At 60.1% G+C, this 24980-nt stretch carries 20 protein-coding genes and 2 pseudogenes; 13 read left to right on the top strand and 9 right to left on the bottom strand.

Annotation, left to right across the window (positions count from 1 at the left end; genetic code table 11):
* Window positions 1-17: 17 nt before the first annotated feature.
* The 7 genes and pseudogenes from LXM96_RS06560 to LXM96_RS06530 all read right to left on the bottom strand — a co-directional run bounded on the left by LXM96_RS06560 (window position 18) and on the right by LXM96_RS06530 (window position 10114).
* On the bottom strand, window positions 18-1058 hold the full coding sequence (locus LXM96_RS06560) for a substrate-binding domain-containing protein (protein ID WP_239997571.1): 1041 nt from the start codon (window positions 1056-1058) through the stop codon (window positions 18-20).
* Window positions 1059-2370: 1312 nt separating this feature from the next.
* Window positions 2371-3990: pseudogene (locus LXM96_RS06555) on the bottom strand (acyl-CoA synthetase); the annotation flags it as partial.
* 20 nt (window positions 3991-4010) lie between these two features.
* Window positions 4011-5180, bottom strand: coding sequence for an acetyl-CoA acetyltransferase (locus LXM96_RS06550; protein WP_239997570.1), 1170 nt, complete (start codon window positions 5178-5180; stop codon window positions 4011-4013).
* The gene (locus LXM96_RS06545; protein WP_239997569.1) at window positions 5177-6073 is read right to left on the bottom strand and encodes an IclR family transcriptional regulator; all 897 of its coding nucleotides are present in this window, start codon (window positions 6071-6073) and stop codon (window positions 5177-5179) included. Before LXM96_RS06545 ends, LXM96_RS06550 begins: the two co-directional genes overlap by 4 nt.
* 18 nt (window positions 6074-6091) lie before the next feature.
* Window positions 6092-7111, bottom strand: coding sequence for a TRAP transporter substrate-binding protein (locus tag LXM96_RS06540; RefSeq protein WP_239997568.1), 1020 nt, complete (start codon window positions 7109-7111; stop codon window positions 6092-6094).
* Window positions 7112-7156: 45 nt separating this feature from the next.
* Complete coding sequence (locus LXM96_RS06535; protein ID WP_394801896.1) at window positions 7157-9037, bottom strand: TRAP transporter large permease subunit; 1881 nt, start codon at window positions 9035-9037, stop codon at window positions 7157-7159.
* A 270-nt stretch (window positions 9038-9307) separates the two neighbouring features.
* The gene (locus LXM96_RS06530; protein WP_239997567.1) at window positions 9308-10114 is read right to left on the bottom strand and encodes an SDR family NAD(P)-dependent oxidoreductase; all 807 of its coding nucleotides are present in this window, start codon (window positions 10112-10114) and stop codon (window positions 9308-9310) included.
* A 250-nt stretch (window positions 10115-10364) separates the two neighbouring features.
* On the opposite strand from LXM96_RS06530, the gene LXM96_RS06525 reads away from it, so the two are divergent.
* From LXM96_RS06525 to LXM96_RS06505, 5 genes and pseudogenes are all read left to right on the top strand, one after another.
* Window positions 10365-10568: a cold-shock protein gene (locus LXM96_RS06525; RefSeq protein ID WP_239997566.1), complete on the top strand. Its 204-nt coding sequence runs from the start codon at window positions 10365-10367 to the stop codon at window positions 10566-10568.
* Between the two features lie 259 nt (window positions 10569-10827).
* Window positions 10828-11020 (top strand): annotated as a pseudogene (locus LXM96_RS06520) ((R)-mandelonitrile lyase); the annotation flags it as partial.
* 60 nt (window positions 11021-11080) lie between these two features.
* On the top strand, window positions 11081-11272 hold the full coding sequence (locus LXM96_RS06515) for a hypothetical protein (protein ID WP_239997565.1): 192 nt from the start codon (window positions 11081-11083) through the stop codon (window positions 11270-11272).
* Between the two features lie 22 nt (window positions 11273-11294).
* Window positions 11295-11753, top strand: coding sequence for an AAC(3)-I family aminoglycoside N-acetyltransferase (locus LXM96_RS06510; protein WP_239997564.1), 459 nt, complete (start codon window positions 11295-11297; stop codon window positions 11751-11753).
* 285 nt (window positions 11754-12038) lie between these two features.
* On the top strand, window positions 12039-12350 hold the full coding sequence (locus tag LXM96_RS06505; RefSeq protein WP_239997800.1) for a hypothetical protein: 312 nt from the start codon (window positions 12039-12041) through the stop codon (window positions 12348-12350).
* Window positions 12351-12682: 332 nt separating this feature from the next.
* Here the strand turns inward: LXM96_RS06505 and LXM96_RS06500 are convergent, their stop codons facing one another.
* Both LXM96_RS06500 and LXM96_RS06495 read right to left on the bottom strand, forming a co-directional pair.
* Window positions 12683-13075 (bottom strand): DUF1236 domain-containing protein, encoded by a 393-nt coding sequence (locus LXM96_RS06500; protein ID WP_239997563.1) that lies wholly within the window; start codon window positions 13073-13075, stop codon window positions 12683-12685.
* A gap of 834 nt (window positions 13076-13909) precedes the next feature.
* Window positions 13910-15052, bottom strand: a complete 1143-nt coding sequence (locus LXM96_RS06495; protein WP_239997562.1) for a Gfo/Idh/MocA family protein — start codon at window positions 15050-15052, stop codon at window positions 13910-13912.
* A gap of 374 nt (window positions 15053-15426) precedes the next feature.
* On the opposite strand from LXM96_RS06495, the gene LXM96_RS06490 reads away from it, so the two are divergent.
* The 8 genes from LXM96_RS06490 to iolE all read left to right on the top strand — a co-directional run bounded on the left by LXM96_RS06490 (window position 15427) and on the right by iolE (window position 24962).
* Window positions 15427-16371 carry a sugar ABC transporter substrate-binding protein gene (locus LXM96_RS06490; RefSeq protein ID WP_239997561.1) on the top strand — a complete coding sequence of 315 codons (945 nt, stop codon included), beginning with the start codon at window positions 15427-15429 and terminating at the stop codon, window positions 16369-16371.
* Between the two features lie 93 nt (window positions 16372-16464).
* Window positions 16465-17541 (top strand): ABC transporter permease, encoded by a 1077-nt coding sequence (locus tag LXM96_RS06485; RefSeq protein ID WP_239997560.1) that lies wholly within the window; start codon window positions 16465-16467, stop codon window positions 17539-17541.
* 11 nt (window positions 17542-17552) lie between these two features.
* Entirely contained in the window at window positions 17553-18332 is a 780-nt protein-coding gene (locus LXM96_RS06480) for an ATP-binding cassette domain-containing protein (RefSeq protein WP_239997559.1), read from the top strand.
* A gap of 29 nt (window positions 18333-18361) precedes the next feature.
* Window positions 18362-19348: an inositol 2-dehydrogenase gene (iolG, locus tag LXM96_RS06475; RefSeq protein ID WP_239997558.1), complete on the top strand. Its 987-nt coding sequence runs from the start codon at window positions 18362-18364 to the stop codon at window positions 19346-19348.
* 7 nt (window positions 19349-19355) lie between these two features.
* A complete protein-coding gene (locus LXM96_RS06470) occupies window positions 19356-20183 on the top strand; it encodes a MurR/RpiR family transcriptional regulator (RefSeq protein WP_239997557.1) in 828 nt (275 codons plus the stop codon).
* A 23-nt stretch (window positions 20184-20206) separates the two neighbouring features.
* Window positions 20207-22162 carry a bifunctional 5-dehydro-2-deoxygluconokinase/5-dehydro-2-deoxyphosphogluconate aldolase gene (locus tag LXM96_RS06465; RefSeq protein ID WP_239997556.1) on the top strand — a complete coding sequence of 652 codons (1956 nt, stop codon included), beginning with the start codon at window positions 20207-20209 and terminating at the stop codon, window positions 22160-22162.
* Window positions 22159-23991 (top strand): 3D-(3,5/4)-trihydroxycyclohexane-1,2-dione acylhydrolase (decyclizing), encoded by a 1833-nt coding sequence (iolD, locus tag LXM96_RS06460; RefSeq protein WP_239997555.1) that lies wholly within the window; start codon window positions 22159-22161, stop codon window positions 23989-23991. Before LXM96_RS06465 ends, iolD begins: the two co-directional genes overlap by 4 nt.
* Window positions 23992-24056: 65 nt before the next feature.
* A complete protein-coding gene (iolE, locus tag LXM96_RS06455; RefSeq protein WP_239997554.1) occupies window positions 24057-24962 on the top strand; it encodes a myo-inosose-2 dehydratase in 906 nt (301 codons plus the stop codon).
* Window positions 24963-24980 lie beyond the last annotated feature (18 nt).

Below are 24980 nucleotides of genomic sequence, written 5' to 3'. Positions count from 1 at the left end.
CAGGACAAAGACTGGTCTTAGTTCAGCGGACCCATCGGGGTGCGGTTCTTAACGGCTTCTTGCGTCTTGGCAAGCTCCGGATCCGACACAAGGCCGTACTGGGCCAGCGGGCCGTCCGGACCAGCCATTTCGTCGGACACGAAGAACTCGACGTATTCCTGCAGACCCGGAATAACGTCAAGGTGCGCGTTCTTCACGTAGAAGTACAGCGGACGCGACACAGGGTACTCACCAGACGCGATGGTATCGACGGACGGTTCTACGTCGCTCATCGTGGCGACCTGCAGCTTGTCGGTGTTGTTCTGGTAGAAGGACAGACCGAAAACACCAATGGCGTTCTTGTTGGCGTCGATGCGAGACAGCGTCTCGGTGTAGTCGCCGTCGATGTCAACGGAAACGCCATCCGTGCGCAGATCCATGCAGGCTTCTTCAGCGGCATCTTCATCGCCGTTGTTGGCAGCCTTCAGAGCTTCCATCGTCCCGTTTTCTTCGCAGCCGGCGAGAAGAACCTTCTCGTCGAAAACTTCGCGGGTGCCATGCTTTGTTCCTGGAATGAAGGCAAGGATTGGCTGCTCGGGAAGATCCGAACGGACGTCGCTCCAGTTCTTGTTCGGATTGTCGACAAGCTGACCGTCCTTGACGACCTTGGCAGCAAGAGCTGCATGCCAATCGGCAGGCGTGAACTTGAACGCAGGGCCATTGATGTCCGAAGCGAAGACGATACCGTCGTAGCCGATGCGGACTTCTTGGATCTCGTTAACGCCATTGGCCTTGCAGTTATCGATGTCCGACTGCTTGATGCGCGAAGAAGAATTCGCGATGTCGATGGTGTTTTCGCCAACACCTTCGCAGAGCTTCTTGCGGCCGGCGCCAGAGCCACCGGATTCGACGACAGGAGTCGGATGTTCGAAGTTCTCGCCGAAGGCTTCGGCAACGATTGAGGCGTACGGCAGGACGGTCGAGGAGCCGGCGATCTGGATCTGATCGCGAGCCGCGGCAGTGCCCGTCGTAGCCAGCATGAGTGCGACGACCGCGCAGCTTCCAAGGTACTTCTTCATGATTTTCTCCCCTGAGAATTCGGTTTGACGCTTCGGCGTCGGCACCCCTCTATCGCGCCCGCATAACAGTTTTGTGACGGATCCATGTCGAACCGTTGCCATCCACCTGTACTCTTCATCCCCCGGCGAGCTTGCCCCTCTTGTCGGGGCAGCGACCGCGTGGCCAAACGGTGAGATGAAGTGAACGCCACGCGGTATCATCCGCATTGTATTCGGATTGCACGGCTTCAATTGCCTGCCGTTTTTGATGAACGCCAAGGCATGCTGCCATGGGCGTGAGCGGATGGTTGGAGGGAATGAACGCCGCGAAGAGGCGTTGCCCGCCGCCTGTCATCCTCTAAGTGCCGTGCCTCATTCACCCGACAATCGTTTATACCATCGAGCCGCAGAGCTCTCAGCCCAGGGCTGCAGTGGACGACCATTTGTTTTTTTATGGCTCGACCCTTGAGGAGGCGTGTGTGTCGTCAAGACTTACCACCAGGAGTTCGAATGTCACGCCGACTGGATTTCGTCCTCTCCGTAAGCGGCCCTTGTCGACATTCCCATCCACATCAACCACGCCGACGTCGATCTGCGCTCGCACGCCGTCGGAACCATGTTCCAGCGCCCCATCATCGACGAAAACCTCGGTAGCAACGCAACCTATTTGTCGTCCGTCGTCGAAGACAGGCATGTAGATGCTACCAAGCCCAAAGATGCGCGCCCTTGTGATACCGCGCTCGGCGCAAACCTCTTCGACGGCGGTGCAGACGTCTTCATTCGGACGCAGGCGAAGAAATATTCCGTTTCCTTCGCCGCTTGGGCCTTGCGCCGAGAATAGAGTGAAGTTGGTCTCGAGGTCCGGAACCGAAGTAAAGACGGGAAGGCCGCTCCCATAGCCGCGAACTGCTACCGGTTCGCTGACAATGCTGTCGAAAGGCAGCACATGGCCCATCCGGGGAGAGTCCTCGCCAGTATCCCAGAGCCCGTGGCAGTGAAGAAAGGGGGCAGCATCCTTCTCGCCAAAAGTGGCGGTTGCCGAGATGAACCGAGCGCCAGCCTTTGGAGCAATCGGGTCGCTATACCACGCTGCATGTTCGTTGCTATGGGCAAGCGCTGGGAGAACATAGCAAAAAGGATCACAGGCGCCGCCCTCGACGGACACCATACCCGCACGGCAGCCGGCCTCGGCGAAAACGCGGGCAACACCCGCCATGAATGTTTCCCCCCGCTGCAACTGGCCTGTCACGGGCATCAGCGCAGTTTGAACGGCTTCTCGACGGACCGTGCCCGGTGGCCCTGGGTGCGCGAGCGCGCCAGATAAGGAAGGCCTCTTTGAAGTCTGCATATCCATCACGTCTGTACGGCGGTACAATTCCTCGCGGATCATCTTCTTGGTGATCTTGCCGTAAGCTGATTTAGGCAAGGCGTCCCAAAACATCACATGTTTTGGCAGCTTGTATCGCGCCATCTTGCCGTTGAGGAAATCGAGGACCTCTTGCTCAGTGACCGGGACATTCGCCACGCAAATGGCAACCCCCACCTCGCCCCAGAGCGGATCGGGAACCCCCACGACCGCTACCTCGCTTATCGGGGGGTAGCTGAGGATCTTCTCTTCAATCTCCCGCGGATAAACATTCGAACCTCCCGAGATGTACATGTCCGAGGCCCGACCGGTGATGTAGAGAAAGCCTTCATCGTCCATGTGGCCAAGATCGCCTGTGCGAAACCAGCCATTGCGAAAAGACTTCTCGTTCGCCTCCTGATTTTGGTAATAACCCGCAAAAACGGCGGGTCCAACGCAGCAGATCTCACCGGTCTGATTTGGACCAACTTCCTCGCCGGCCTCGTTCTGGATCGACACCTGCATGCCGGTGCGCTCGATACCACACGTTCCGATCCTGGCGTGCTCATTGTCTTCGGTTGAATGCAGGGCTGGGGGCAAGACCGAGATTGCGCCGGTCACCTCACCCAGTCCGAAGTACTGGACGAGGACAGGGCCCAGCACCCGAAGGGCTCGTTTCTGATCCTCCCGATACATGGGGGCACCGGCGTAGATCACATAACGCAGCGACGAGTGATCATAAGTCTCGACGGCCGGGTGCTCCACAAGCAGTTTGAGAATGGTGGGCACGGTGAACATCGTTGAAACCCGCCATTGTTCAACAAGGGCCCAGGCAGCCTCTACGTCGAATTTTTCGGTGGGCAGCAGAACAGTGGTGACGCCTCGGGCCACCTGGGTCAACTGATGCACCCCCGCTCCATGTGACAGGGGTGCCACGACAAGCGACGCTTCACGCGCGGTTAGCCCAGGCATCAGGTCACACAGATGGTTGTTGACCACAAAAGCCATCTGCCCGTGCGTGAGGACCGCAGCTTTTGGTCGCCCCGTGGTTCCCGATGTAAAGAAGAACCAGCAAGGGTCATCCCGATCGACGGCAGCCTCCTGTGGCTTGGTGCCACTGTACTGCTCCACGAGTTGTTCGTAATCCGGCCCAAACTCCGCGTCCCCGATGGCGATCACGAAGCTTATCTGCGGATTTGCCTCCTTCACTGCGGCCGCATGATCTGCGAAGGAAGCGTTGACTATCATGCCGATGGCACCGCTTGCCTGAGCAAGGTAGGCAACTTCGTCGGGAGTTTGGCGAAAGTTGGTTGGAACCCAGACAGCGCCGATCCTGAAGCAGGCAAACATGGATTCGAACATTTGGTTGCAGTTCTGCGACTGAACCAGAATGCGGTCGCCCTTCTTGACGTCGTAACGCTGTTGCAGAGCAGCGGCCATCGCATCAACCCGGGCGTCCAATTGCGCCCAGGTCCAGCGATGGGGCCCCCACACAAGGGCAACGCCCTCAGGATCACGCCCCATCGCCTGCGTTAGAAACCGTGCAAGGTTCATGACGCGTGTCGAGCGCGGGCTAAGCCCGCCCGCCGGAGCCGTAGCAACCACCATGTCCGCTGAGCCGTCTTGATTCATTTGGCGCGCTCTAGAATGGACACATAATTGGCGACAGCCGCGCCACCCATGTTGAAAACTCCGGCTGTCGAGGCGTGTTGCACTTGCATGTCGCCAGCCTCTCCGCAAAGCTGCATCGCCGCCATGACGTGCATCGAAACCCCTGTCGCACCGACGGGATGTCCCTTTGATTTCAGACCGCCTGAGGGATTGACCGGGAGCTTGCCGCCCATCGTCGTGACGCCCTCGCGGATGACCCTGTGACCTTCACCAGGCTTTGCCAGACCCATAGCCTCGTACTCGATCAGTTCGGCGATGGTGAAACAGTCATGGGTTTCAACGAAATCGAGATCTTCAAGTGTCAAGCCTGCTGCTTCCAATGACTTCTCCCAAGCCAGCCTCGCTCCATCGAACGCGAGAGGATCGCGACGTGACAACGCGAGGATATCGTTGACGTGAGAGCGAGCCCGAAAACTGACCGCGCGTATCAGGTTGGCAGCAACATCTGGATGGGCGATCACCAGTGCGGCCGCCCCATCGGAAACCAGGGAACAGTCGGTGCGTCGCAAAGGCCCGGCGACATAGGGGTTTTTGTCAGAAACGGTGTTGCAGAACTCAAAGGAAAAATTGCGCTGCATATGCGCGTAGGGGTTGGCCATCCCGTTGGCGTGGTTCTTGGCGGCAATCATCGCCAACTCCTCAGAACGGTCACCATAGCGCTGGAAGTAAGTGCTGGCGATCCGTCCGAAAAGTCCGGCGAAACCGCCTTCGACGTCAGCCTCTTCTTCCCGGAAGGACGCTGAGAGAAGAACATCTCCGGTCTCCTTGCCCGGCAAGGATGTCATCTTCTCGGCGCCGACCACGAGCGCGATCTTACCGCGGCCAGATGCGATGAAGTCGAGCGCCGAGTATATCGCCGCCGATCCTGTCGCGCAGGCATTTTCCAGTCTGACTGCAGGCGTGTGGTCGAACCCGTCTGCCGCCATTGCCACCAACGCACCTTGGAAATCCTGTTTGGTGAAGCCGTTGTTGAACACGCCAACGAAGATGCCGTCCACGTCGCGTGGCTCGATTCCGGCATGCGCAAGCGCGGGATGAATGACTTGCGCCATGAGTTCTCGCGTGGCGGGTGCATCGGACTTGCCGAACTTGGAATGGGCCCATCCGACGATCTGTGCTGTGGTCACTGCTGCTCTCCTCTTGCCGATGCTGGCACTGCCGCTTTCAATGCCAGGGCTTGGGTCGCGGTTTGGGCCTGCGCCGAATGAACCTGAAAGACTTCGTTGAGCTTCAGTTGGACGCGCCTCACTTCTTCGGCCAAAAGCGCGGCAAGTTCCAACTGACGCGCCTCCGTCATGCGGCTGTCGATTGCCGCGATGGAGAGCGCACCCGCAAGGCGTCCATCCGGCGACATGACTGCCATTGCGATTCCCCAGGAGCTCGCGATGACCCGGCCGGGATTGACGGCATAACCTCGTAATCTCGTTTGGCGCACATCCTGCTCGATGACTTCGCGGGTGTAGCCAGGATACTGGGCAGCGATCACTCCCTCGGTGCGTCGCAAGATCGCGGCGATTTCCTCGTCGGGAAGTGTCGCAAGCATGGCAAGCGAACCGGCGCCAACGCCAAGCGGATTTTGGTCTCCTGCAAGAAGCGCGTGGGTTTTCACAGGATGCGTTCCCTCTTGGCGGTGCAAGCAGACAGCGTAATCGCCCCGCCGCATGGAAACGAAGCTGGTGTCTTTCGTGACCATCGACAAGCGATGCAGACTGTCAGCCGCCATCTCCAATAGCCCATACCGGGTCGAGGCCAGCATCCCGAGGACGTAAAGCTCAGGCCCCAGAAAATACCGGCGGGTTGTCTGGTCCTGCTCAACAAGGCGAGCCCCGATCAAAGCAATCAGCAATCGCCGCGCAGTGGGTTTGTTGAGGCCGCTCTGGCGAACGACGTCTGCCAAAGAGACGCCCACCTGCGCGCCCTTTCCAACAACCGACAGGAGACTCAGCGCACGCTCGACCGCCCGTGCGCCGGACGCGGAAGCGACCTGCTCAAGATCGATGCTCGGTAGGATCTCGCCCATAGCCGCTTCCGCAGTTGCCTAGCTTAACTGCTTTCCAACCGCCTTCTCGAGGATTGCCCAAGCCTCCTCCCCGTACTTGCTTTTCCAGTCGGCATAGAAACCGGCGCTTCTAAGTTTCTCCTGAAACAGCTTGGCGTCGGGGGTGTTGAACGTCATCCCCTTGCTTTCAAGTTCATCTTGAACCGTCGCATTCAGGTCCATTACATCCTTGCGCTGCAATTCGGCTGCAGCGTTGAAATTCTTTGATACGATCTCTTGAAGATCTTCCGGCAGCGCTTGCCACGCCCGTCGATTCAGCAGGATCCAGAAGCCGTCCCACATGTGGTTCGTCATCGACACATACTGCTGCACCTCAAAGAGCTTTGCGGTGGAGATGATAGCCAATGGGTTCTCCTGACCATCAACCACGCCAGTTTGCAAAGCGGTGTAGGTTTCAGCAAAATTGATGCTGGCCGGTGACGACCCGAACGCAGTGAACATCGATGTCCAAAGCGGGCTAACCGGCACTCGAATTTTGAAGCCTTCCAGGTCTTCTGGCGTCTGGATCGGTCCCTTTGACGAAGTGATCTGCCGAAAACCGTTGTCCCAGATCTTGTCCAGCGTCAGCAGGCCCTTGTCCTCGATCTGGCCGCGCACATAGGTGCCCAGCTCCCCGTCCATCGCCGGCCAGACCTCGTCATAGCTGTTGAACGCGAAGCCAACGCCATTCAGGGAGGAGTTCGGCACCAGTGTCGAAAGGATGATCGGCGAAAGGCTGAACATCTCGACACCGCCGGATCGAACCTGGCTCAACATGTCGGTATCGGCGCCGAGCTGGCTGGAAGGAAAGATATTGATGGCCATCCGGCCGCCCGATTCCTCCTGGATCTTGTTGACGGCCTCCTGCGCACGGACATTCATCGGGTGTGTGAGCGTCTGGTTATTGGCAAACTTGTAGGTGAATTCCGCCGCGTTTGCCGGTCTTGTTCGGATAGAGAATGTTGTTGCGATACCGGTTGCTGCAGCTCCCAGCATCAATGTTCTGCGCTTTACATTCATGAAACCCTCCTCCTGTGGTTCACTCGTGATGCGGTCTCGGCGCCTTCAAAGCAAAGCGGTCGAGAAAAATGGTACGGCGGCGATTAGTAGTAGGCCGACAAGCAGTGCACCGATGTAAGGCCAGATGGCGCGCATCGCCTCATCAGGCGCCACGTTGCCGATCTTACAGGCGATGTAGAAGCCTATGCCGATCGGCGGCGTCATCAAACCAATATTCATGGCTGTCACGACCACCATCGAATAGTGCACGTCGTTGATCCCCAGAGAGCGCGCGACGGGAAACATGATGGGTGCCATGAGGACGATGGCGGGCAGACCTTCCAGTACGCAGCCAAGCACGAGAAAGATCAGAACGGTCACCCCCATGAACGTCAGCCAGCCTCCCGGGAGCGCCTGGACCCCTGCGACCAATTGGGCAGCAAATCCGGTCTGAGTGAGGGCCCACGCCATGGCCGAAGCAGCGCCAAGGATCATCAGGATCGCGCCCGATAGGGCTGCGGTCTCCACAAGCATTGCATAAAGCCGGCTGCGACTGATCCCTCCGTATAAAACAGCACCGATGACCAATGCGTAGAGGACCGCAATCGTTGAGACTTCCGTCGCAGTTGCGACACCTTCGCCAACAGCGGCTCGAATGAGAAACGGCAGCACAAGCGCAGGTGCAGCAACCAGCAAGGTCGCCTTGATGATCGAAAAGGGCGCGCGCCGGACGCCGTCCGACACCTCATGGCGGGCCTTCCAGCGTGCCAGTATCGCCAGGACCAAAAGCAGCACCATTGCGATTGCGAAGCCAGCGGTAAACAGGCCGGCGATCGAGACGCCAGCCGCCGATCCGAGGACAATCAGGACAATCGACGGCGGCACAGTCTCGGCCATGGCCGCACCGGTCGCGAGCAGAGCGATCATCTCCGGGGGCTTGTGCCCGCGCCGCTTCATTTCCGGGAACAAGGCCGGAGCGACGGTCGCCATATCCGAGACCTTCGAGCCGGATATACCCGATACGAGAAATAGCGAGCCCAGCAGAACGTAGGACATTCCTGCGCGCACGTGTCCCAGGAGGGAGGCGAGAAAATCGACAATTGCCCGTCCCATGCCAGTGGCGTCCAGAATGCAACCAAGCAGGACGAAGATTGGCACCGACAAGAGGACAATGCTCGACATGCCTTCGTCGATACGGCCAATCATGACGAAGATCGGCACGGATGTACTGAACGTCAGAAAGGCGAGCGTCCCGAGGCCAAAGCAGAAAGCAATAGGGACTCCAGCAACAAGGAAGAGGGCAACGAAACCAACGAGGAAGATCGGGATGTTCCAGTTGCCTATCATCTTAAGGCCGGGCGTCAGCCACCAGAGAACGACTGTCGCGCCGGCAACCACCATCACACAGGCCAGTACCGTCATGGGGTTTGCCCCCCGAAGGGCACGGTATAGCGCCAAGGCCAGCATCAAGGCGATCCCGACCGGGAGCGCTGACGCTCGCCAGCTCATCGGAATGTTGAGCGCTGCAGAGGTGATGAACACCTCCTCCATTGCATATTCCACAGCGGGACGCAGCATCACCGCCAGAAACAGGGCCACCAGCAACAAAGCGGCAGTGTCTGTCTGCTGGCGCAGACGTTCAGGAAGAAAGTTCACAAACAACGTCAGCCGCAGGTGCTCGTTGCGATCAATGGCAAGAGCCGAGCCGAGCATGGCCAACCAGAGAAAGGACAGCGAAGCGACCTCGTCCACCCAGATGATGGGAAGCGAAAAGAGATAGCGAGACACCACGCCGGTAAAGAGCAGTGCGATGATCACCACGAGCAGCAAAGCAGCCACGGCTTCGACCGGCCGCATCCAGCGCGATGACGACCGAGGCGGGTCTAACGATCCCAGTCCCGCGAGCGAAAAGTCGCCGACATCGTCTGCTGCTGTCTTCTCAGCCACTCCCAAGCATGCACCTCCTCTTTTGCACGCGGCGCGGGACAAGCAAACATCGGTGAAGTCGGGCGCTCCCAAACACCCGCGGCTTGTACAACCGGCTCCTCCGATGGTTCCTCCTGCTGGTCGATCCACGATATGGATCGACGCCCTTCCCTCTAGCATACGAGTTTGGCGAGGATGGAGCGGGGTGGCAAGAGAATAATGATCATCAGGTCACATGTTCAGTGTCTATCGCTCCATCTTGTGGAACGCGTTGATGGATCGCCCTACCATTTAAGACGGAAGGCTTCCGGCAACGGTGACATGCATGCCACCGTCGATGGGCAATTCAACCCCGTTGATGAACTTCGCTTCATCCGACGCCAGAAAGACAGACGCCCAGGCGACATCCCAGCCATCCCCTTGCCGCTTCATCGGTGACAACGCATCCCGCTTTGCCTTCATCTCCGCGGGCGAGCCATGGTACCCACTGATCTGTTTTTGAACGTGCGGCGTGTCCATCAGCCCGGGCAAGATACTATTGGCGCGGATGCCTTTGCCGGCAAACTCGATAGCAATTGCTCGTGTAAAGTGTGTAAGTGCCGCTTTTGACGCGTAATAGGAAACATAGGGATAGCCGGTCCACCTGATGGCGGCGAGGGAGGAGATATTGATGATTGCTCCCTTTCCCTGTTTTTCCATCACGGGAAGAACCGTCTTGCATGTCAGGAAGGCACTGGTCAGGTTCACGTCCATGACCCGCTTGAAACTATCCTCCGTTGCGTCGGCGGCGCCTCCTGGAAGATTGATGCCAACATTGTTGTGGAGCACGTCGATCCGGTGAAAGTCCTCCAGAGTCCGATCAACAACTGCGGTGATCTCTGCCGCCTTGGTCACGTCTGCGGCAAGAGCAAGTCCTTTACCGCCTTCGGCAAGAATGATCGCTAGCGTAGCTTGCGCGGCGTCAAGGTTGACGTCGACACAAACCACCGTTGCCCCTTCCCTAGCATAGGCAACCGCCGTTGCGTTCCCATTTCCCCATCCAGGCCCCACCGATCCGGCACCGAAAACCAAGGCGATCTTGTCCTTCATTCGCAACATGAGCAGTCCTCCCAAAGCCCATGTTACTGATGGCGTTGCTATACGTCCACAAGGCGTCGTCTAGCTATCAGGGTGCACCGCCCCCACCCCTTGATCCTTGCGAGGTGAGCCCAGAAATTTCTACCGCTGGATGCGGGAGAGTGCTCCCTGGTGGCTCAGGCGCAAAAAGGTTACGTCCTTAAACCACTTGATGCGAGCGTTCGCAAAGACTAGTTCTCTCTGATATCTTAGAGAGCCAACGAGGATGATCATGGCAACTGGTACCGTCAAATTTTTCGCTCAGGACAAGGGCTTCGGCTTCATCACGCCGGATAACGGGGGACCTGACGTGTTCGTCCATATCTCCGCCATCGCATCGGGCGGCTCTCTGCAAGATGGACAGAAGGTCAGCTACGACGTTGGACAGGATCGCAAGACCGGAAAGTCAAAAGCCGAAAACGTAACCCTTATCTAAGCCAAAGATTGCCCGTGCGGCGAAGGGCATGACCTTCCAAGACGCTTTCGGTAGTCTGCTTCACCTTGAAGCTCGGCCGTTCTTCGCCCCAATGCCTGGTGCGTCCTGTGATCGACGCCCGTACAGCGAATTGCGCGGGCGCCTATTGCCTGACCTGCGGACGCAATCCATCAGGTTTGAAGTCGCCCATCCCCCGCAGGATGGGCGGCACAACGGCTTGGCTACAAATTCCGGGCAATGATTATCCGCTGAATGTCACCATCCACTTGGACAAACGCTGCACGTTATCTCCGGCTCCGGGCTCATTCAAAAGAATGGGTGAGCCGATCCAGACAATCAATCCAAGTGACTCCATCGGGATCGCCCCCGGCGAAAAGCACTGGCACGGAGCCACGTCTCGTATAGCGATGACGCGCATCGCCATTCATGAGGCGCTGCACGGAAGGACATGAAAAAGCCGCCTAAGGCGGAAGAAGGGTATGCGGGCAGACCAGACGATTCAGGAGCCGAAGATGCCCGACGACCTATACTCACTCATCATCACGGGCGTGATTGCGGTCGTAGTACTGTGGCTTGTGGTCTTTGTGGTACGCAAGCTGATCGGCATCGCGTTGCTGACGGCTTTGGCAATCGGCGTTTGGATGGTCTGGAATGATCCGGACTTACTGAACTGGACGGCCGACTCAATGTTAGGTTTCTTCTAGTCGACGAAGAGGAACTCACCTGATGCAGGCACCGACCATTCGCCGCCTAGGTTCGAATGACGAAGCTGATCTCCGAAGGCTGAATGACTTGTTCGGCAAAACCTTCAACGACCCCGTAAGCTACGAGCTGGAACCACCGAGCGCAGGCTACGTCGCCGGCTTACTCTCAATGGATCACGTTATCGCTCTGATCGCACTCCAAAATGATAACGTGGTGGGGGGGCTGGTCGCATATGAGCTTCCAAAGTTCGAACGCGAGCGTCGCGAGATCTACATCTATGATCTAGCGGTCGATGAAAAGCATCGCCGTAAGGGCACCGCAACGGCTCTCATCAACCATCTTCGTGGCATCGCACGCGAACGCGGCGGTTGGGTAATCTACGTTCAGGCCGACTATGGAGACGATCCGGCCGTGGCTCTCTACACCAAGCTTGGACGCCGAGAGGATGTCATGCACTTCGACATCCCGGTTAATGACTAACCGCCCATTGCAGCCTGCGTGGGCCGTGGCCGCTGCAGGATGGGGCGTCCTAAGCATGCGATTACAGAACACCGAGGACGGCCAGCACAATCAGTGTCAACACCGCCGAAATGACCAGCGATCCGAGACAACCCAGGCGGTTCGAAAAGAAGAAGAACATGGCACTTCCTGCTAATGGCTATCAACCGATAATGTGCCGGGTAGTGGTCTGTTGCATCCTCTTATGCTTCTGCCTATTTCCAGGCCACTTTTGTCCGCTAGGAAACCAGGGTTCCATCTAAAATGATGAGCAACAAAATCGTAGACACGCTGACCGGGACGTACTTCACCTTCGACAACCCCGATGGAAGCTATGCCAGTGGTCAGGTCGTTCGTCTCGCCGCCGAGGGCATCTATCTCGTGCGGTTCGATGGCAATGAGGTCACACTGCCTTTAGAGCTCGTGACGGTTGGTGAGATGCTGGAAACTACCGAGGAAGAGTACAAGCTTTGGCGGTTCTTCGACACCATCGAGGAAAGGGATAACTGGATCGAGTGGCTAGATGCTCCCTCGAAGCCTCGCGTCATCTCCCTTGTCAGACCGACAAAGCCAGACTGATTCACTCAACCCCTCGCCTACTCCTGAGAGAAGATGCCCTATGGCTCAAGGTATCGCGCTAGTCCTTCTGGGCCGTCCACTCGCGACAGCGCGCTCTGTTCACCCGGCCGGCGCCTGCGAGAGCACGGAAAGCTCGATCTCGGCAACGAAAGGATTGGCGGTTTCGGGCCGACCTTGACCATCAAGGCAGACGGCAGGTTTTTTAGCTTTAAGAAGGACCCTGCGCCACCTGCGGCGAAACGCACCAGGTGCATCTGGCTCTAGCGATCCACCTCGGCGACGTTAGGCCCGACGCGTAATGCGCCGGGCCCGGATGCCAATGTATGGTCGGATCAATCCAGTACCTGGACCACCGTGTAGGTCTGCGGGTCGACGATCACGCGGCGTTCGTTGACATAGGTGTAGGCGTAGGCAGGCGCTTCCGGAACCGGGGTCAGCACAACTGTCTGCGGTAGTGGCTGTCCAACGACGACTTCCGTCTGCACCATGACAGGCTCTGCCGGCACCGGCTGCTCGCGGACGTAAGTGACAACACGCTCCGGTGGCGGATCGATCGCCGTGCCAAGAACTGCACCTGCGATGCCGCCGACAGCGGCACCGACTGGGCCGCCGACGATGGCGCCCGTTACTGCACCGCCTGCTGCTCCGCTGGCGGTGCCTTCCTGTGCGATAGCTGCGGTGCCTGCGAGAACAAGCGACGCGGTTGCAATGATAAACTTCTTCATGGCCATCTCCTTGGGTTGTGGCTGCCCCTCAACGCACACTCGTCGTCCGCGTTCCCCCGCAAGACCTCTGGCGCGGCTTGATCAGACTTTGGTCCAGTGAACTGGCTTCCTGGGTTCATCTACCGTTCATGTAGGCTTCACAAAATTGACAGCATGACACAGCACTCGCCAGATCTAAGGCCTCTCAATCCTTCTGACTTGGATACCCTCGAACGCGTCCTCGACGCGATCTGCAAGCGACGAGGTATCGGCAAGAGCGATTTGGATGCTGAGTACATCGCCGCTGAACTTGTTCAGTATTACACGCAAGGCGTGAGGCAGGAGGTAGAACTCAGCGCGCTCGTTAGCTAGTCCCTTGGCCCTAACGCAAGTTGCGGGTTGCCATCGGGCAGCGGAGCCCCATGTCCCATGCAACAAGGAGGAAGCCTCATGAAACTCGTCACTGCGTCGGCTCTTGGCTTGGTCTGCCTCATGGCGACCGGTTGCGTCAGCGAGGGAGGCTCTTACGTCGCCTATGATTCTGGACCGCGATATGATCGCGTTGACAGGAGGGACAGAGACTCGCGGAGGTGGGACCAGGAGCGCAGGGACGGAGACTACCGACGCGACGAACGCAGTGATGACGCATGGCGAGAGAGAGGCGACAGGTGGGACGGTGGTCGCGATAGCAATGATAGCAGACGTTACGACCGGCGCGATGGCGACAGGTACTCCCACCGCGACCGCGAGCGGGACGGCCGGTGGATAATGCGCGACGGGCGCCGAATCTGGGTGCCCGAGCGCAGTTAGCGGGAGGGAGAGCAGCCATGGGAGATCGGTTCTCGCGGCTCTGCTCTATCTGTCGTCAACAGGGGCTCGGTTGACAGAAACCAGCCGCTTCAATGCTGCGGAACGATCGATTGCATGGATGACGCGCTCCAATTCGAGCGCCGTTTTGAAATCGGGATGAGCTCGGTGGCCTCCGGCGATCGCCTGAAGGAAGTTCCGGACCTCGATGGTCTTCAGGTCGTTGAATCCAAGCTGGTGACCCGGTGCGGGGCAGAAGTTGCCATAAGGCGGGTGCGCCGGTCCCGCAAGGATTGTGCGAAAGCCGTCTAACCCTTTGTTGCCGGTGTTCTGGTAGATCTGCAGTTCGTTCATCCGCTCCTGCTCGAAGCAGATCATGCCTGTGGTGCCGTGGACCTCCCAGCCGATCCGGCTCTTTCTGCCCCAGGCAGTGCGCGACGTGGAGAACAGGCCGGTGGTGCCATTCTCAAAGCGGACCAAGGCGTTAGCGATATCCTCGTTCTCCACCGGCCTCCGTTCCGCTGACCCTTCTACCGGCCGCATCTTGTGCACCGTGTCCACATCCGCGACAACGGTTGCAACAGCACCCATCAGACCCTGCATCAGCGAGACAAGATGGCATCCTAGGTCGCCCAGAGCGCCAAGCCCGGCTTCTGCCCGGATCGCGCGCCAGGTCCAGGCCGTCTCCGGATCCGCCTGATAATCCTCGTCCACAAAGCCACGGAAATGCACAGGGACACCGATGGCACCTTCGCGAACGAGCTTGCGGGCGTGCTGGTAGATGGGGTTGGCAAGGTAGTTGTAGCCGACGATGGTCTTGCAGCCGGAGCCCTCCGCCGCAGCTTCCATTCGCATCGCCTCATCCAGCGTCAGACCCATCGGCTTTTCGCAGTGAACGTGCTTGCCGCATTCGAGAGCCGCGATGGCCATCTGCGCATGCATCTTGTTCGGCGTGGTGATGCAGACGATTTGGACGGCAGGATCGCTCACGAGTTCCCGCCAGTCTCCCGTCGCCCGTGAGAAACCGAACTGCCTCGCCATGTCGCCAGCCTTGTCAGCAGGCTGGTCACAAAGCAGCTCAAGCCGGACGTCCGGTACATCGCCGAAGACAGCGTTCACCGAGCGGTAGGCAAGCGCGTGCGCCTTGCCCATGAAACCGGTCCCGATTAGGCCAATGCCCAGCGATGTCATGCCACAACCTCCCCCGAGCTTCAGCCCGACCGATATCCTGGAACGCCGCCACACGACGAAACGGTCATGTCTAGGCTGACCGGCGACCTCCAAACATCATTGATGAACTCGCAGAACGGCGCAACATGCTCCGTCCGCAGAGGATATGTCCACCCAAGGGACATACGAGGTGTGCTTGCCTGATGGACGACCCCCGATGATATGCGAAGGCAGCTCGACTAGCGGCTTGACATGATCGAGTTTGGAACAAATATTTCATTTGCTAGACGACAAAGATCAAACGTTCCCACGAGGAGGTGGGGCCGTTGATCCTATCAGAAACTGACGCATCCGGCGAACACGGGTGAACCGGCACCCGAAGTGGAGGAGAAATCATGAAGAAGCTCATCCTGGGCGCCCTCACGGCTGCCCTCATGTCGACTGCCGCCCACGCTGAGAACATCGGCGTCTCGATGGCATTGTTCGACGACAACTTCCTGACCGTGCTGCGCAACGGCATGAGCGAATATGCAAAGACGCAGGATGGGGTCACCCTGCAGATCGAGGATGCGCAAAATGATGTGGCGAAGCAGCTCGACCAGATCAACAACTTCGTGGCTTCCGGCGTGGACGCGATCATCGTCAACCCCGTCGACACGTCTGCCACGGAAGCCATGACAAAGGCGGCCGAAGCCGCTGGTGTCCCGCTTGTCTATGTCAACCGCGAGCCGATCAACGTCGACCTGCTGCCGGACAACCAGGCTTTCGTTGCCTCCAACGAACAGGAATCGGGCACACTCGAGACAAAGGAAGTGTGCCGCTTGCTCAGCGAGAAGGGAAAGAACCCTGCCCGCATCTACATCATGATGGGCGAGCTCTCCAATCAGGCGGCAGTGATGCGGACCCAGGACATCAAGGATGTCATGGCGTCAGGCGAGTGCCAGGTGGAACTGCAGATCATCGACGAACAGACTGCGAACTGGTCGCGCGACGAGGCGCAGGACCTGATGACCAACTGGCTTTCTACGGGCGAGAAATTCGATGCCGTCATCTCCAACAACGACGAGATGGCGATCGGAGCCATCCAGGCGATGAAGGCCGCCAACATATCCATGGACGACGTCGTCGTCGGCGGTGTGGACGCAACCCAGGACGCACTGGCCGCAATGGAGGCCGGCGATCTGGACGTCACAGTCTTCCAGGATGCGGCAGGCCAAGGCAAGGGTGCGGTTGATGCGGCCCTGAAGCTCGCAGCTGGCGAGACCGTCGAGCAGAAGGTCTACATTCCGTTCCAGTTGGTCACCTCCGACAACATGGGCGACTACAAGTCGAAGAACTGATCTGCTTCCAAATCTGCAAGGGAGGTCGAATGACCACCCTTGCTTGAACCACCGGCGGCGTGACTGCTGCTGCCGAATCCGGGATCATGAGCGATGGCGACTTCTAACTTGCATGGCATCGGCGGCCTTGCCTTCGACAGTTCCAAGCGCCGTTGGCCGAACGAGATGAACGTGCTGCTCGCGCTCATTCTCATCATCGGCATATTCGAACTGCTTGGCCACCTGATGATGGGCCAGAGCTTCCTCTTCGACACGTCCGACCGAAGTGCCTCGATCTTCAACGAGCAGCGCCTGCGCATCATCATCCTGCAGGTGTCGATCGTCGGCATCATCGCCATCGGCGTGACGCAGGTCATCATCGCCGGGGGGATCGACCTTTCATCCGGTTCCGTGGTGGGCGCGGCCGCGATGATTGCCATGAGCTTCGCTCAGGTGGCGGAAGTCAACGGGAACGCCAACCCGACGCTGGCGCTGGGCCCTTGGGCTGCGGATCTTCCCGTCCTTGTTCCGGTCGCAGTTGCGCTCCTGTTTGGCCTGTTGGCGGGGATCATCAATGGGGCACTTGTTGCCTATACCGGCATCCCTCCCTTCATCGCGACCTTGGGGATGATGGTAACGGCTCGCGGCGTTGCGAAGTGGTGGACCGCCGGCCGGCCCATATCGTTTCCTACCGAAGGCTACCGCACCGTGGGTGATGGTCTTATGCCCGTCATCATATTCGGAGCGCTTGCAATCCTCTTCCATCTGGTGTTGCGCCACACCGTTTACGGGAAACACACCTACGCGATCGGGTCGAACGAAGATGCTGCTCGTATGTCTGGGATAAAAGTTGGCCGGCACAAGGTCCTCGTCTACATGATCGCGGGGTTGCTCGCCGGCGTGGCGGCGATCGTCCTTTCCTCCAAGAACCTCACGGCTCAGGCCGGGATGGGGGTGATGTACGAGCTGGACGCCATTGCCATGGCCGTCATTGGCGGCGTGTCGCTCTCCGGCGGCCGCGGCTCGATCGTCGGCACCGTACTCGGTGCACTTATCTTCGGCGTTATCATCTCCGGCTTCACCTTCCTGAGGCTCGATGCCTATTATCAGGAGATGGTTAAGGGCGGGATCATCGTCGCCGCAGTGGTGCTGGACCAGTGGCGCCAGCGCCGGGCCGCTTGGGGTCCATGAGGGAGGACGTCATGACCAGCAGCAACACCATCCTGGAAACGGTCGGCCTGACGAAGCATTATGGCGGCGTCCATGCGCTCGAGGGCGCCAACTTCAGGATCCACGCGGGCGAACATGTCGCCATCATGGGCGATAATGGTGCCGGCAAATCTACCTTCGTCCGGCAGATCACCGGCGTCGAGAAGCCGACGCGGGGACAGATCATCTTCAACGGCGCTCCCGTGGCTTTCGAGAATCCGATGGAGGCGCGCGAGGCGGGCATTGAAACCGTTTTCCAGTCGCTTGCGCTTGCGGACGAATTGGACGTTCCCGACAACCTCTTCCTTGGCCGCGAACTGGTCCGTTTCCGTTTCGGGCCTTTCTCCATCCTTGATTACAAGGCCATGCGGCAGCGCACCTTGGAGGCGCTGGAGAAGACGGCGGTGAAAATTCCCAATCTGAGGAACACGATCCGAAACATGTCGGGCGGCCAACGGCAATGCGTGGCCATCGCACGCACGGCGACCTTTCATTCCAAGTTGACGATTATGGACGAGCCGACGGCAGCATTGGGCGTTCAGGAAACCACCCAGGTGGAGAACATCATCCGCACCCTCAAGCAGCAGGGAGAACCCTTGATCCTCATCAGCCACAACATGCGGCAGGTCTTTGATCTCGTCGATCGTATCGTCGTCTTCCGGCGGGGGCGCATCGTTGCCGACCTGAAGAAGGACGAGACCAACGGTCAGGATGTCGTGGCATACATCACGGGCGCCAAGACCGGCGCCGAATTTCAGGATACCGCGGCGTGAACCGCTCATCTCCCAAACAAGAGGACAACATGACACTAAAGTTCGCCCTACTCGGCGCTGGTCGCATCGGCAAGGTTCATGCGCGGGCCATTTCCGGCAATCCCGATGCCGAACTTGCCCTCGTCGCCGATGCGGTTGCTGATGCCGCCAATGCAATCTCGGAGCAATACGGTTGCAGGGTATCGACCATTGATGAGATCGCGGCCGATCCGACAGTCGATGCCGTCATCATCTGCACGCCCACCAACACCCATGCCGACCTGATCGAAAAGTTCGCGCGCGCCGGGAAGGCGATCTTCTGTGAAAAGCCAGTGGATCTCGATGTCACTCGTGCCGAATCCTGCCTCAAGGTCGTTCGCGACACTGGCGCAAAGCTCATGCTCGGCTTCCAGCGCCGCTACGACCCGCACTTCGCGGCGGTCAAGAAGGCCATCTCCGACGGGCGCATTGGTGAAGTCGAGATGATCCAGATCATCTCTCGAGACCCGGGCGCCCCGCCGATGGACTACATCAAGACCTCCGGCGGCATCTTTCGCGACATGACCATCCACGACTTCGACATGGCCCGCTTCCTCCTGGGCGAGGAACCCGCGACGGTCTACGCCACCGGTTCGGTCCTGACCGACATGACGATCGAGGGCATCGATTACGACAGCGCCTCCGTCACCATGACCACGGCGTCGGGCAAGCATTGCACGATCTCGAACTCGCGACGCGCCACCTATGGCTATGACCAACGGGTGGAGGTACACGGCTCGAAGGGCAGCATTTCGGTGGAGAACCAGCGGCCTTTCACGATCGAACTTGCGACCGGCGACGGCTACACCCGCCCGCCGCTGCACGACTTCTTCATGACTCGCTACGTGGAAGCCTACGCGGCGGAGATTGCCGCCTTCGTCTCCGTGGTCAAGGACGGGGCATCCCCCTCCCCCAGTGGAGAAGACGGCTTGCGCGCACTCCTGCTCGCGGGCGCAGCCTTGCGCTCGGCAAAGCAGGGCGTCGTGGTCACGCTTTGAGGATCTGATGGTCGAGGGCAAGAATAGTTTTGAGATCCTGCGCAGCCGTATCGTCAGTGCGCAGGACACACTGCCCAAACGACTGGCGGAGGCGGCAGGCTATGTCCTGGCCAATCCCGACGAGATTGCGCTCGGCACAACAGCCTCCATTGCCAAGGCGGCGCAGGTACAACCGTCGACGCTGGTGCGGCTGGCGCATCACCTCGGCTACGAAGGCTTCTCCGACCTGCAGCAGGTCTTCCGAGAGCGGTTGATGGCGCGAGCATCGAGCTACGAGGAACGCCTGACGCGGCTCGAAGCGAAGGCTCGCCCCGGGACGTTCGACGGCACCGTCATGCACGGGTTCATCGATGCCGCACGCAACTCGGTGGACAAGCTCGCAGCTCAGGTGAGCGATGCGGAATTTGCCAAGGTCGTGACGGTGCTGGCACGCGCCCGCACCATCTACCTCATCGCCCGCCGGCGCTCCTATCCACTCGCCGCACATCTTGCCTATACGTTCGGCAAGCTTGGCATCCGCGCCATCATGGTCGGCTCCACGAACGGGATAGATGAGGAGATCGCCGACATGGCGCAAACTGACGACGCGGCCTTTGTCTGCTCGTTCGCGCCCTATGCCTCAGACACGGTGGACCTGGCGGTCCGCCTGCACGACCGTGGCGTGCCGATCGTATCCCTGACGGACTCTCCGCTCTCGCCACTCGCTCCGCTGTCCAAGGTCTGGCTCGAGATCGCCGAGAACGACTATGCGGGCTTCCGCTCCATCGCCGCGTCCATGGCGATCGTTTCCGCTCTGCCGGTGGCGATCGCCGAGCGGCGGCGGCACATGCAATGAGAACCGAGGGAGAAGGTTGCGTCATGCTGAAGGACAACAGCAAGCCTCTCGACCTGATCACCATCGGCCGTTCTTCGGTCGATCTCTATGGTGAGCAGGTCGGAGGGCGGCTCGAGGACATGCGCTCCTTCTCCAAGTATATCGGCGGCAGCCCCACCAACATCGCCGCGGGCTCGGCGCGGCTGGGCCTGAAGTCGGCAGTGATCACCCGCGTCGGCGACGAGCACATGGGGCGTTTCATCCGCGAACAATTGATCACGGAAGGCGTCGACGTGACGGGGGTGAAGACAGATCCGGAGCGGCTGACGGCACTGGTGCTCCTGGGTATCCGGGACGAGCACAGTTTTCCGCTCATTTTCTACCGCGAGAACTGCGCCGACATGGCGCTCTGCGAAGACGATATCGATGAGGACTTCATCGCCTCAGCGGCTTGTGTCTGCGCCACCGGAACGCACCTCTCGAATCCGCTCACGGAAGCTGCGGTCCTGAAGGCCCTCGACCTCGCCCGTAAGCATGGCGCCAGAACCGCGCTCGACATCGATTACCGCCCCAACCTGTGGGGCCTAGCCGGCCATGGCGCGGGCGAAAGCCGTTTCATCGAATCCGGTGCGGTGACCGCCAAACTGCAATCTACGCTCCACCTCTTCGACCTCATCGTCGGAACGGAGGAGGAGTTCCACATCGCCGGAGGCTCGACCGATACCATCGAAGCACTACGAGATGTCCGAAAAGTCTCCTCCGCGACCCTCGTCTGCAAGCGCGGTCCCATGGGCGCCGTCGCGTTCGAGGCCGAGATCGGCAGCAGGCTGGACGAGGGCCGCTCAGGCCCCGGCTTCCCGATCGAGGTCTTCAACGTGCTGGGCGCCGGCGATGGCTTCATGTCCGGCCTGCTGCGCGGCTGGTTGAGAGACAAACCGTGGGAGACAGCACTCACCTATGCCAATGCCTGCGGCGCGTTTGCCGTTTCCCGCCATGGCTGCACGCCCGCCTATCCTTCATGGGAGGAGCTGCAGTTCTTCCTGAAGCGAGGCCTCAAGCGCCCGGACCTGCGCAACGATGCGGCACTGGAGCAGGTCCACTGGTCGACCAACCGCAAGGGCGACTGGCCCGAGATGCGCATTTTTGCCTTCGATCACCGCATGCAACTCGAAACCCTTGCAGAGGAGGCGGGGTCGGAGCCGAGTCGGATCGGTCAGTTCAAGACGTTATGCCTGCAATCCGCCTTAAACGTTGCCGACGGCCGCCGCGGCTACGGAATCCTTTGCGACGACAGGATCGGCCGCAAAGCGCTGCATGCTTCGGCAGGCACCGGGCTCTGGATCGGTCGGCCGACCGAATGGCCGGGATCCCGACCGCTGACGCTGGAACCGGATCTCGGGCCGGACTGCGGCGAACTGGACAACTGGCCAAAGGACCACGTGGTGAAGGTCCTGTGTTTCTGCCATCCCGGCGACAGCCTCGAACTGCGCCAGGAGCAGGAGGCGACACTGCTTCGCCTCTTCGCCGCCGCCCGACGCAACGACCTCGAGTTCCTGCTGGAGATCATCCCCTCCAAGGCCGGTCCGGTAGACGATCGGACAACCGCCGATCTCATTCGCCGCTTCTATGAGATCGGGATTTACCCCGACTGGTGGAAGCTGGAGCCAATGCATTCGCCCGCGGCATGGAAAGCCGCCTGCCAGGCGATCGAAGAGAATGACCCGCATGTCCGCGGCATCGTGATCCTGGGCCTTGATGCACCGGAGGCGGACCTACAGCAAAGCTTCCGGGCGGCTGCACAGTTCGACCTCGTCAAGGGCTTTGCCGTCGGGCGCACGATCTTCGCCGATGCTGCGCGATGGTGGCTGAAGGGCGAGATCAGCGACGCCGAAGCAATTGCCATGATGCAGGAGCGCTACGGCCGCCTCTGCCGGATCTGGGACGAGGCCCGGGCCGCAGCAACGGAAACAGGCGCCACATACGCCGGAGAGACAGCATGAAGACGATCCGACTGACCGCGGCACAGGCCGCCATCCGCTATATCGCCAACCAGCTGAACGAGGACGGCGTGCCCTTCATTGCCGGCTGCTGGGCGATCTTCGGACACGGCAACGTGGCCGGCATCGGCGAGGCGCTGCACAGTGAGCGGGAACGCCTCCAGACCTGGCGCGGCCACAACGAGCAGACCATGGCGCATGCTGCAATCGCCTACGCCAAGCAACTTGGACGACGTCGGGCGATGATGGTTACGTCCTCCATCGGCCCCGGTGCCACGAACATGGTGACTGCGGCGGCACTGGCGCATGTCAATCGGCTACCCATTCTTCTCATGCCAGGCGATGTCTTTGCCGGGCGCGGACCGGATCCCGTTCTGCAGCAGGTTGAGGATTTCGGTGACGGCACCGTCTCAGCCAATGACTGCTTCCGCCCTGTGAGCCGCTACTTCGACCGGATCGTGCGGCCGGAGCAGTTGCTGACGGCCCTGCCCCGGGCCTTCCGGACGATGACAGATCCCGCCGACTGCGGACCAGTCACCCTCGCCTTTTGTCAGGACGTGCAGGCCGAGGCATACGACTGGCCGGAGGACTTCTTCGCGCAGAAGACATGGCGCATCCGACGCCCTCAGCCGGATCCCATCGAAATCCGGCGGGTTGCCGCCATCCTCAGGGCGGCCCGGAACCCTGTCATCCTTGCTGGCGGCGGCGTGCACTACGGACAGGCACATGCCGACCTTCAGGCATTTGCCGAACGCTTCGACATTCCGGTCGTGGAAACGCAGGCGGGTAAGTCGTCACTTCCCTGGGATCACCGGCTCAACTTCGGCCCCGTCGGCGTGACCGGCGCATCCAGCGCGAACGCCGTCTGCGCTGACGCTGACGTCGTTCTGGGCGTCGGGACGCGCTTCCAGGACTTCACCACCGGCTCCTGGACTCTGTTCAACAATCCCGGCCGAAAGCTGATCAGCCTCAACGTCCAGGCCTATGATGCGGCAAAGCACGGTGCCGAGCCACTGTGCGCAGACGCAGCGGCGGGGCTTTCTGCCCTTGCGGAGGCTCTCGGTGACGCTCGTTTTGCTGCACCCGATCCTGCGCTCAAGGCGGACTGGTTCGTGGCGGCGGACAGCGTCACCGACGCGCCGGACCCCGAGGAGAACGCGCTGCCGACCGACATGCAGGTTATCGGCGCCGTGCAGCGGTCGGCAGGTCCAGATACCGTCGTGATGTGCGCGGCCGGCACCATGCCCGGCGAACTGCACAAGCTCTGGAAAGCCGGCCGGCCGATGTCCTACCACATGGAATATGGCTACTCCTGCATGGGCTACGAGATCGCCGGGGCAATCGGGATAAAGATGGCGGAACCGGATCGGGATGTCGTCTGCATGATCGGCGACGGGTCCTACATGATGGCGAACTCCGAACTGGCGACCGCCGCCATGATAGGCGTCAAGATCACCCTCGTCCTGACCGACAATCGCGGCTTTGGATGCATCAACCGGCTGCAGATGAGCACCGGCGGCGCTGAGTTCAACAACCTTCTCGACCACGCCCAGCACGTCAATCCCTCTCGCATCGACTTCGCCGCCCATGCCGCCTCCATGGGTGCCGAGACGCGCAAGGTCGCTACAATCGCGGAACTCGAGGCCGCGCTCGTCGAAGCACGTGAGGCGCCCGGACCCTTCGTGGTCGTCATCGACACCGATCCCTATCCCTCGACGGAAGCAGGCGGCAGTTGGTGGGACGTCGCAGTCCCGGAGGTCTCGGCCCGCGAACCCGTACGAAAGGCGCGGGAGCGCTACCTGGAAAACCTCAGGCGACAGCGGGTCAACTGAGGCTCGATCTCCCATAAACATGAAGCACAACAACATGGCCGCCCCGCGCAGCAAAGGATAAGCAGATGAGTGTCAAGATCGGCATCTCCCCCATCGCCTGGCAGAACGATGACCTGCCGGATCTCACCGCCGCCTACACGATGGAACAGGCGCTCAAGGAGGCGCGCGAGATCGGCTATACCGGTGTCGAGCGTGGCCGCCGCATGCCGCAGGACACGGAAGGCTTGAGGCTGTTCCTCGAACGGTTCGACATCGCCCTTTGCGGCGGCTGGTGTTCCGGCAATCTCCTCGCCTCCGATGTCGCCACGGAACAGGCGGCAATCGCCCAGCAGGTCGAGCAGTTCGCGACGCTGCAGGCGCCGTGCATCGTCTATGCCGAATGCTCCAATACGGTGCAGGGGCAGATCGGCGTGCCCGTCAACGACCGGCCCAAGCTCTCCCGCGATGAGGTGCATGCCTATGGTCGAAAGCTGACGGAACTTGCCAAATGGACGGCCGGCCGGGGCGTCCCCCTCTCCTATCACCACCACATGGGCGCCTTCGTCGAGGACCAAGAGGACATCGACTGGCTGATGGAATCCTCCGGGCCGGAAGTGACCCTCTGCTTCGATACCGGACATCTCGTCTTTGGCGGCGGCGACATTGCCAAGACGATGGACCGCTGGGGCGACCGCATCCATCACGTCCACTTCAAGGATATCCGCCCCGACATCGTCCGGGATGTCAGGGAGAACAACCGGAGCTTCCTCGACGCCGTCGTCGCCGGCGCCTTCACAGTGCCTGGCGATGGAGCGATCGACTTTCTCGACGTCGCACAGCGGCTGAAGGACATGGACTATCACGGCTGGATCGTCGTGGAGGCGGAGCAGGATCCGGCCAAGGCTCCGCCTTACGACTATTCGAAGATGGGCTACGAGCACATCCTAATGGTCTGCGCCAAGGCAGGCCTTGCGGTTGCCGATCATAGTTGAGCAGAGCAGCATGAAGCC

The sequence above is a fragment of the Rhizobium halophilum genome, from assembly GCF_021648825.1.
GTDB classification, from domain to species: Bacteria; Pseudomonadota; Alphaproteobacteria; order Rhizobiales; family Rhizobiaceae; genus Neorhizobium; species Neorhizobium halophilum.
This window is presented reverse-complemented; position numbering and strand designations above follow the sequence as displayed.